Source organism: Streptomyces aureus (assembly GCF_001418135.1).
GTDB classification, from domain to species: Bacteria; Actinomycetota; Actinomycetes; order Streptomycetales; family Streptomycetaceae; genus Streptomyces; species Streptomyces aureus_A.
In genome coordinates this window covers 1-8221 of the sequence record NZ_LIPQ01000585.1, presented here as the reverse complement: position 1 = coordinate 8221, position 8221 = coordinate 1, and the positions used below count along the sequence as shown (strand labels likewise).

At 74.4% G+C, this 8221-nt stretch carries 7 protein-coding genes; 6 read left to right on the top strand and 1 reads right to left on the bottom strand.

From position 1 onward, the window contains the following. The 4 genes from AOK00_RS41515 to AOK00_RS34520 form a co-directional block, all read left to right on the top strand. Positions 1-117: DUF6643 family protein (locus AOK00_RS41515; RefSeq protein ID WP_367870076.1), on the top strand; the 117-nt coding region annotated here is incomplete at its 5' end. A 55-nt stretch (positions 118-172) separates the two neighbouring features. Beyond that, positions 173-997: an MOSC domain-containing protein gene (locus AOK00_RS34530; RefSeq protein ID WP_055604082.1), complete on the top strand. Its 825-nt coding sequence runs from the start codon at positions 173-175 to the stop codon at positions 995-997. Between the two features lie 175 nt (positions 998-1172). Further along, positions 1173-1781: an Rv1733c family protein gene (locus tag AOK00_RS34525; protein ID WP_055604081.1), complete on the top strand. Its 609-nt coding sequence runs from the start codon at positions 1173-1175 to the stop codon at positions 1779-1781. Between the two features lie 255 nt (positions 1782-2036). Further along, complete coding sequence (locus AOK00_RS34520; protein ID WP_055604080.1) at positions 2037-4442, top strand: right-handed parallel beta-helix repeat-containing protein; 2406 nt, start codon at positions 2037-2039, stop codon at positions 4440-4442. On the opposite strand, the gene AOK00_RS34515 is transcribed toward AOK00_RS34520, so the two are convergent. Next, positions 4412-6847, bottom strand: a complete 2436-nt coding sequence (locus tag AOK00_RS34515; RefSeq protein ID WP_055604079.1) for a hypothetical protein — start codon at positions 6845-6847, stop codon at positions 4412-4414. The two genes, AOK00_RS34520 and AOK00_RS34515, sit on opposite strands and share 31 nt — an antisense overlap. Before the next feature lie 134 nt (positions 6848-6981). Here AOK00_RS34515 and AOK00_RS34510 point away from each other — a divergent pair, with 134 nt between their 5' ends. Beyond that, on the top strand, positions 6982-7809 hold the full coding sequence (locus AOK00_RS34510; RefSeq protein WP_055604078.1) for a DeoR/GlpR family DNA-binding transcription regulator: 828 nt from the start codon (positions 6982-6984) through the stop codon (positions 7807-7809). 22 nt (positions 7810-7831) lie between these two features. Further along, positions 7832-8221: SRPBCC family protein (locus tag AOK00_RS34505; protein ID WP_055604083.1), on the top strand; the 390-nt coding region annotated here is incomplete at its 3' end.

Genomic DNA, 8221 nt, shown 5'->3' with positions numbered 1-8221 from the left:
TCGTACTGCATCGGCGCGGGGTACGAGGCGATGCGTCCGGCGGCACCCCGGCCCGCCCCCGCGCCGATGCAGTACGACGACCCGTACAACCGCCCCTACCAGGGCGGAGGCTACTGACCGGCTTTCACCCTCCGGACGGCGTCGGGTCCGGAGCGGCTGGCAGGATGACCGCATGTCGACTCCTTCACTCCGCTCCGTCCACGTCCATCCGGTGAAGGCCATGCGTGCGCTGGCCCCCGCGGAGGCCGAGGTCCAGCCCTGGGGGCTGGCCGGGGACCGTCGCTGGGCCGTCGTCGACGCGGCGGACAAGGTCGTGACCCAACGCCGTCACCCCCGGATGGCGTTGGCCACGGCGGAGCCGCTGCCGGGCGGCGGGGTAGTCCTCTCCGCGTCCGGTCTCCCGCCGCTGACGGTCGAGGTACCGCACCCCTCGGCCACGGTCACGGTGGAGATCTTCGACAAGCCGGTGGAGGCGGTGCCGGCCGACCCCGAGGCGGCCGGCTGGCTCTCGGCGTACCTGGAGGGCGAGTTCCGGCTCGTCCACATGGACGCGCCCGAGCACCGGCGTCCGGTCGACCCTGACTTCGCGCTGCCCGGGGAGACGGTGAGCTTCGCGGACGGCTATCCGCTGCTCGTCACCACCACGTCGTCCCTCGACGCACTCAACTCCCTGATCGCGCAGGGAGACCACGCACATGAGGGCCCGCTTCCCATGAACCGGTTCCGGCCGAACCTCGTGATCGAGGGCGTCGCTCCCTGGGCGGAGGACGGCTGGACGCGGCTCGCCGTCGGAGAGGTCACCTTCCGGGTCGCGCGCCCGTGCGGGCGCTGTGTCGTCACCACGACGAACCAGTTCACGGCCGAGCGCGGCAAGGAGCCGCTGCGGACCCTGGCCCGGCACCGCAAGAGCGACGGCCGGGTCGTCTTCGGCCAGAACCTCGTCCCCGAGCACACCGGCACCGTCCGGGTCGGCGACGAGGTGAAGATCCTGGACTGAGCCGCTTTCCCTCCGCGCCTTCCGGCAGGACCGGAGCCTTCCCTCCGCGCCTTCCGGCAGGACCGGGCCACGAAACCCCTCAGGACCCCCTCACACCTCACCGACCCGACAGGCGGGGAACCCGCCTCCGGGGCACACTCGTTGGAGGAGCTGTGAACAACGAGGGGGTTCCGGCGTGCGCGCTGCCATCGGACTCTGGCGCTGGCGGCACAATCCCCTGCGCCGGACCACGGATCTCGTCGAAGCCTGGGTCGCCCTCGTGGCGGTCGCGCTGCTCTGCCTCCTCGTGCCCCTGACCGGCTGGGCCGCCGGCGCCTCCGCCCACGGCTCGCTCCAGCGCGCGGTCCGCGTCCAGCAGGAACAGCGGGTGCCGACGACGGCCAGGGTGCTCAGGCCGGCCGACCGGCCTTCGGGCGGCCCCAGGACCGCCGAGGCGGCCGGCGAGGAGCGTCTGCGCCGCTCCGTCGTGGCCGAGTGGACCGCACCCGACGGATCGGCCCGTACGGGGACGGTGACGACGGCCCGGCGGACCTCCGCACCGGGCGCCGCCTTCCCCCTCTGGACCGACCGGACCGGACACCCCGTGGCTCCGCCGATGCACGCGGACACCGCCCGCGCCCACGCGATCGTCGCCGGTCTGACGGCCGCTCTGCTCGCGGGGCTCATGGTCGAGATCGTCCGCCGCCTCGCCGTACGCCGCCTGGTGCTGACGCGGTACGCGCGCCTCGACCGCGCGTGGGCGGCGACCGGACCAGACTGGGGCCGCACCGGAACCGGCAGCTGACCCACGCTCGGACCCCGGTCGAACGGGGGGCGGGATCCGGCCTCCGACCGACTTCCGGCAGCGCCGCCGCGCGACCGAGCCCGACCGACCTCGACCATCGGCGACCGTCCCCTGACCGGGCGTGACATGCGCCCGGCGCCCGCCCCGCCGCGGGTACACGTGCGGGTCCGCGACCCGTCAACCCCGTGCCCTCGCGCGCGCTACGGTGGGGCATCGGATCAGCGGCGAGGCATGAGGCGGGGGCAGGACACACCCATGGCACAGGGCACGGTCCAGGTGACGCACACCGGCACATCGCGGTGGCGGCGCCGCACGGGTGAGTACCCCTCGCTCGCCGCCGCACTCGAGGCGGCCGGGGACGGAGACGTGCTCACCATCGCTCCCGGCACCTACCGGGAGAACCTCGTGGTGCGGCGGGCCGTCACCCTGCGCGGCCCCGAGGGCTTGATCGGCTCGGTGCGGATCGCCCCGCCGGACGGGGTGCCGCTGACGCTGCGCGCCTCCGTCACCGTCCAGGACCTCCACATCGAGGGGCAGGACGTCGCCGCACCGGCGCTGCTCGTCGAGGACGGCACCCCCGAGCTGCTCGACCTGCGGATCATGACCCGCTCGGCGGCCGGGATAGAGGTGCGGGGCGCGGCCAGGCCGACGGTCCGCCGCTGCACCGTCGACAATCCCGCCGGGGTCGGCATCGCCGTGGTCGACGGCGCGGGCGGGGTGTTCGAGGAGTGCGAGGTGGTCTCCGCCGGGCAGGCCGGCATCTCCGTGCGGGGCGGCGCGCATCCGCGGCTCGAACGCTGCCGGGTGCACCACGCCTCCGGCGCCGGGATCGCCGTGACCGGTGAGGGCAGCGGACTCGAAGGGGTCGGCTGCGAGGTGTACGAGATCAAGGGCGCGGGCCTCCAGATCGCGGCCCGTGCGACCGCCCATCTGACCGACTCCTCGGTGCACCGCACCTCGGGCGACGGCATCACGCTCGACACCGACGCGGTGCTCACGCTCTCCGACTGCGACATCCACGACGTCCCGGAGAACGCCGTCGACCTGCGCTCGCGCTCGGTCCTCACGCTGACCCGGTCGACCGTCCGCCGCTTCGGCCGCAACGGCCTCTCGGTGTGGGACCCCGGGACCCGGGTGGACGCCAACCAGTGCGAGATCCACGACAGCACGGGCGACTATCCGGCGGTGTGGGTGAGCGACGGGGCGACCGCCGTCCTCGACGCCTGCCGGGTGCACGACGTACCGGACGCGCTGTTCGTCCTCGACCGGGGTTCGCGTGTGGACGTCGTCGACAGCGATCTGTCGCAGGTGCGGAACACGGCGGTGTCGGTGAGCGACGGCGCGACGGCTCAGCTCGACGACTGCCGGATCCGGGAGGCGTCGACGGGTGCCTGGTTCCGGGACCACGGCAGCGGCGGCACCCTCGGCGGCTGCACGATCGACTCCGTGCAGACCGGTGTCATCGTCACCAAGGGCGCCGATCCCACGATCGACCGGTGCACGGTCACCTCTCCCGCCGAGGCCGGTTTCTACGTGTCGGCGGAGGGCCGCGGCTCCTTCACCGGCTGCCGGGTCACGGGCAGCGGCGGGTACGGGTTCCATGTCACCGACGGCTGCCGGACCACCCTGCGCAAGTGCCGTACGGAGCGGTGCGCGCGCGGCGGTTACGAGTTCCCGGAGGAGGGCGCGAGCGCCGAGGACTGCACCAGCGACGAGAGCGCGGTCCGCTCCTCCGTTCCCGACGGCGGGACGGTGCTGACGGCCCCCCAGTCGGGGGGACTGCTCGGGACGGTGCCCGCGCCCCGTGTCCCGGCTGCCGTACCGGTCCCCGATGTTCCGGCGGTGGAAGCCCGTTCCTCGCAGGACGTGCTCGGGGAGCTGGACGCCCTGGTGGGGCTGGAGAGCGTCAAGCTGGAGGTGCGGACCCTCACCAACATGATCGAGGTGGGGCGCAGGCGTCAGGAGGCGGGCCTCAAGGCCGCCTCGGTCCGCCGCCATCTGGTCTTCACGGGCAACCCGGGCACGGGCAAGACGACGGTGGCCCGGCTGTACGGGGAGATCCTGGCCTCGCTCGGTGTCCTGGAGCGCGGGCATCTGGTGGAGGTCTCCCGGGTGGACCTCGTCGGCGAGCACATCGGCTCGACGGCGATCCGTACCCAGGAGGCCTTCGACCGGGCGCGCGGCGGGGTGCTGTTCGTCGACGAGGCGTACGCCCTGTCGCCGGAGGACTCGGGCCGGGACTTCGGCCGTGAGGCCATCGACACGCTGGTGAAGCTGATGGAGGACCACCGGGACGCGGTGGTGGTCATCGTCGCCGGCTACACGGCGGAGATGGAGCGCTTCCTCACGGTCAACCCCGGTGTGGCGTCGCGTTTCTCACGGACCATCACCTTCGGCGACTACGACCCGGACGAGCTGCTCCGGATCGTGGGGCAGCAGGCGGACGAGCACGAGTACCGGCTCGCCCCGGGCACGGACGAGGCGCTGCTCGGGTACTTCACGAAGCTGCCCAAGGGCCCGGCCTTCGGCAACGGGCGTACGGCACGGCAGACGTTCGAGTCGATGGTGGAGCGGCACGCGGGCCGGGTCGCCGAGCTCGCCGAGGCGAGCACGGACGACCTGACCCTGCTCTACCCGGAGGATCTGCCCGAACTCCCCTGATCGGCCGTCGCGTTCGGATCGCGTGGGTGGGGTACGGCGGGCGGGAGCCGGTCCAGGAGGGCGCCGCGCCGGCGGGCGAACGCCGGGTCGGCCTGGTAGTCGGAGTGGCCCAGGATCGGCTCGGGCAGCGGGTGCGCGCGGGTGCGGCCGTAGGCGACCGGGTCGAGCAGGGCCGCCGCGTCGACGGCGGGCCGGCCGCCCTCGGCGGGGACGCGGACGGGTCCGCCGATGGGGTCGGTGGCGCGGTACAGATTGCTCCAGCAGTGGACCGTACGGTTCAGGGCACGCAGCGCCTCCGGGCCGAAGTAGGCCGGGAACCAGCGTCCGTAGAGCCGCTCCAGGGGTGACCCGTACGTGAGGAGCGCGACCCGGCCGCGGGTGGCGGGCGGCAGCTGCCAGACGGCGGCCGCGGCGAGCACGCTGCCCTGCGAGTGTCCTGAGATGACGAGCCGGCCGCCGGTGCTCCGGGTCCAGGAGCTCATCCGCCAGGTCAGGTCGGGGACCGCCCGTTCGGCGTAGCAGGGCGGGGCGAACGGGTGGGCGGCGCGCGGCCAGAACGTGCCGACGTCCCAGAGGATGCCGATGGTGCGGCGGGCGGAGGCGTCGCGGTAGGCGCGGCGGCCCCAGGTGACGAAGAGCAGGAAGCCGAAGCCGATCATCCAGGAGCCGATGGCCTGGGTGACGGTGGCGAGGGAGGCGATCGCCGGGTGGGCTCCGTCGAAGGCCCGGCCGGGGACGTTTCCGCTGGCCCAGGCGCCGGCGACGGAGCCCGCCCCGAGGAGCAGGGTGGCTCCGGAGATGACGCCGACGAGGACGGGCGCGGAGTCGGTGAGCGAAGCGCGGGCCCGGCCGGCCGCGATCTGGCCGGTGCGGACGGGATCGGGTTCGTCGGCGGCGTCGTAGTCGGCCTCGACCTCGGCGCGCAGCCGGCGTCCGGCGAGCACGGTCCGTGCGGCGAGGAGCACGGCGGGCACGAGGAGCAGCAGGAGCAGTACGGGGATGACGGACGCCTGCCAGCTGAGCAGCACGGGCGGGCCGATGCGGGGGCCGCCGTCGCCCATGCCGGGGGTGGCGGGCCCGTCGAGCCAGTCGGCGACACGCTGGGCGACACCACCGGACATCACTCCGGCGAGGGCGCAGGCGAGCATGGCGACGGCGGGTCCGCCGAGTCCGCGCAGCGCGGTGCGGGTGTCCGTTCGGGGCCGCTGGAGGAGTACGGCGACGACACCGAGGGCGACGACGAGGCCGCCCTGGGCGAGGGTGAGTCCGCCGAAGGCGGCGTTGCCGGGCAGGGCTCCGTCGGAGGTCCAGCCGGGGCGGGACCAGCCGGCATAGAGGGCGGTGAGCGCGAGCACGGCGAGCGAGACGCCGGGCAGCCAGGCGACGAGGGCGCGTTCGACGCGCAGGTCGAGGCGGCGCTCGCTGCGGCCGCGGCGGCAGACGACCCAGAGGACGAGCACCGCGAGGGCGGCGACGGCGGCCTGGAGCGCCCGGCCGAGGAGGGCGCCGGCGCCCGGGGTGGTGACGTCGTGCCGGGCGGTGGCCGTGGCGAGGGCGGCGGCGACGGTGAGGAAGCCGGCGGCGGTGTGGGCGGCCCTGAGGCGGGCGACGAGCCGGCGGCCGTACCAGAAGCCGGGGCGGCCGAGGGCGGGCCGCAGCTCGAAGGGGCCGGGACCGTCGTCCCCGCGGTCGGCGCTCTCCGTGTCGGCGGACCCCTCCGTGACCGGGGCGGACCCCGTGGCGTCCGGTGGCTGGGCCGCGGGGTCGTCGTATCCGGTGGGCGGGCGCTGTGCCTCGTACGCGCTCCACGTCCGGTTCGACAGGTACCAGAGGAGGCCGACGAGCAGGGTGGGCACCAGGGCGGCGAGGGCGAGGCGACGGCCGGGCGCCGACCACCAGCCGCCCCGCGCCTCCGAGAGGAAGCCGAGCCAGGAGTACGCGTCGGCGCAGGCGGCGCTCGCGGCGCACTGCCAGGCCGTCAGGTCGAGGGCGACCTCGCAGGCCGCGGCGGTAAGCAGCACGGTGAGGGTGAGGGCCACCAGCCGGACGAGGACCCCGTACGTCCGGACGAGGCCCGGCCTGCCTTGGGCGGGCGGGCGCATCCAGTGCGCGAGATTGGCGACCATGAACGGCAGGAGCAGCAGCCACAGGGCGCGGGCGCCGTCGCCCGAGGTCAGATGGGACCAGACGTACGCCTCAGGGACCGGGCGGGCCGCGTACCGCTCCGGGTGGTCCTCGGCGTCGACGTCCCCGGCGCGCCGGTGCATGGCGGCGGTCCGGTCGCCGGTGACCCGTACGGTCCTCGGGTCGTCGAGCATGTCCTGGGGGGTGGCTCCGCCGACTCCGTGGACGAGGAGTTCGAGCGCCGCGCCCCCGCTCTCCGGAGCGGGTGTGGCAGGGGACACTGAGGGGACTTCCTCTCAGGGTGGGAAGATGCGACGTCGGCACCAGGATCGCGGACAGTGGTGCGCCCGCGCACCGTTCCTCACCGAATCCGACACCCATCCCCTTGTCTCCTGCGGAAGGACCGGCCCCGGCGGTGACTGACAACCAGAACCTCCTCGCGGAGCAGCGGCGTGCCCTGATCCTCGACGAGGTACGGCGGCGCGGCGGTGTACGGGTCAACGAGCTGACCCGGCGCCTCAGCGTCTCGGACATGACGATCCGTCGAGACCTGGACGCGCTGGCCCGGCAGGGCATGCTCGCGAAGGTGCACGGCGGGGCCGTTCCGGTGGTCGAGGCGAGCACCCACGAGCCGGGCTTCGAGGCCAAGTCGGTGCTCGAACCGAGCGCCAAGGACGAGATCGCCCGGACGGCGGCCGCGATGGTCGCGCCGGGCAGCGCGATCGCCCTGTCCGGCGGCACGACGACCTACGCCCTGGCCCGGCATCTGCTCGACGTGCCGGACCTGACCGTGGTGACGAACTCGGTCCGGGTCGCGGACGTGTTCCACGAGGCCCAACTGGCTGGCGGGGGCGGGGAGTCGCGGCGCGGGGCGGCCACGGTCGTCCTGACGGGCGGGGTGCGCACACCGTCCGACGCCCTGGTGGGGCCGGTGGCGGACCGGGCGGTCCGCTCGCTCCACTTCGACCTGCTGTTCCTCGGGGTGCACGGCATCTCGGTGGAGGCGGGTCTGTCGACGCCGAATCTGGCGGAAGCCGAGACGAACGGGTGCCTGATGCGGTCGGCACGCCGGGTCGTCGCGGTCGCCGACCACACCAAGTGGGGCACGGTGGGCCTGAGTTCGTTCGCCGGTCTGGACGAGGTGGACACCTGGGTGACGGACCGGGGCCTGCCCGAGGACGTACGGGCCGAGGTGGCGGAGCACGTGCCGGGGCTCGTCGTGGCGGGCGAGGAGCCGGCGTGAGCCTTCTTCACGGGGTCCGGGCGTGACCCTCTTCCGGGTCGAGCGGACCGTGTCGCCGGCGCCGGACGAGGTGTGGCGGCGGCTCACGGACTGGCCCGCCCACGGCCGCCAGGTGCCGCTGACCCGGACGAGGGTGCTGACACCGGGCCCGAACCGGGCCGGGACCCGCTTCACGGCCCGTACCGGCATCGGCCCGCTGTCGTTCGACGACCCGATGGAGGTCGTGGTCTGGGAACCGCCGGGGCAGGGGTCGGACCGGTCGGGCGTCTGCCGCCTGGAGAAGTCCGGGCGGGTCGTACGGGGGTGGGCGCTCGTCGAGGTGACAGAGATGCCGGACGGCGGAAGCCGGGTGGTGTGGACGGAGGAACTGTCCGTGCGGGGCCTGCCGCGGGCCTTCGACCCGGTGCTCGGG

Bases quoted from the DNA above. Each gene is read 5' to 3' on its own strand.
- AOK00_RS34530 (WP_055604082.1), top strand. From the start codon at position 173: ATGTCGACTCCTTCACTCCGCTCCGTCCACGTCCATCCGGTGAAGGCC.
- AOK00_RS34520 (WP_055604080.1), top strand. From the start codon at position 2,037: ATGGCACAGGGCACGGTCCAGGTGACGCACACCGGCACATCGCGGTGG.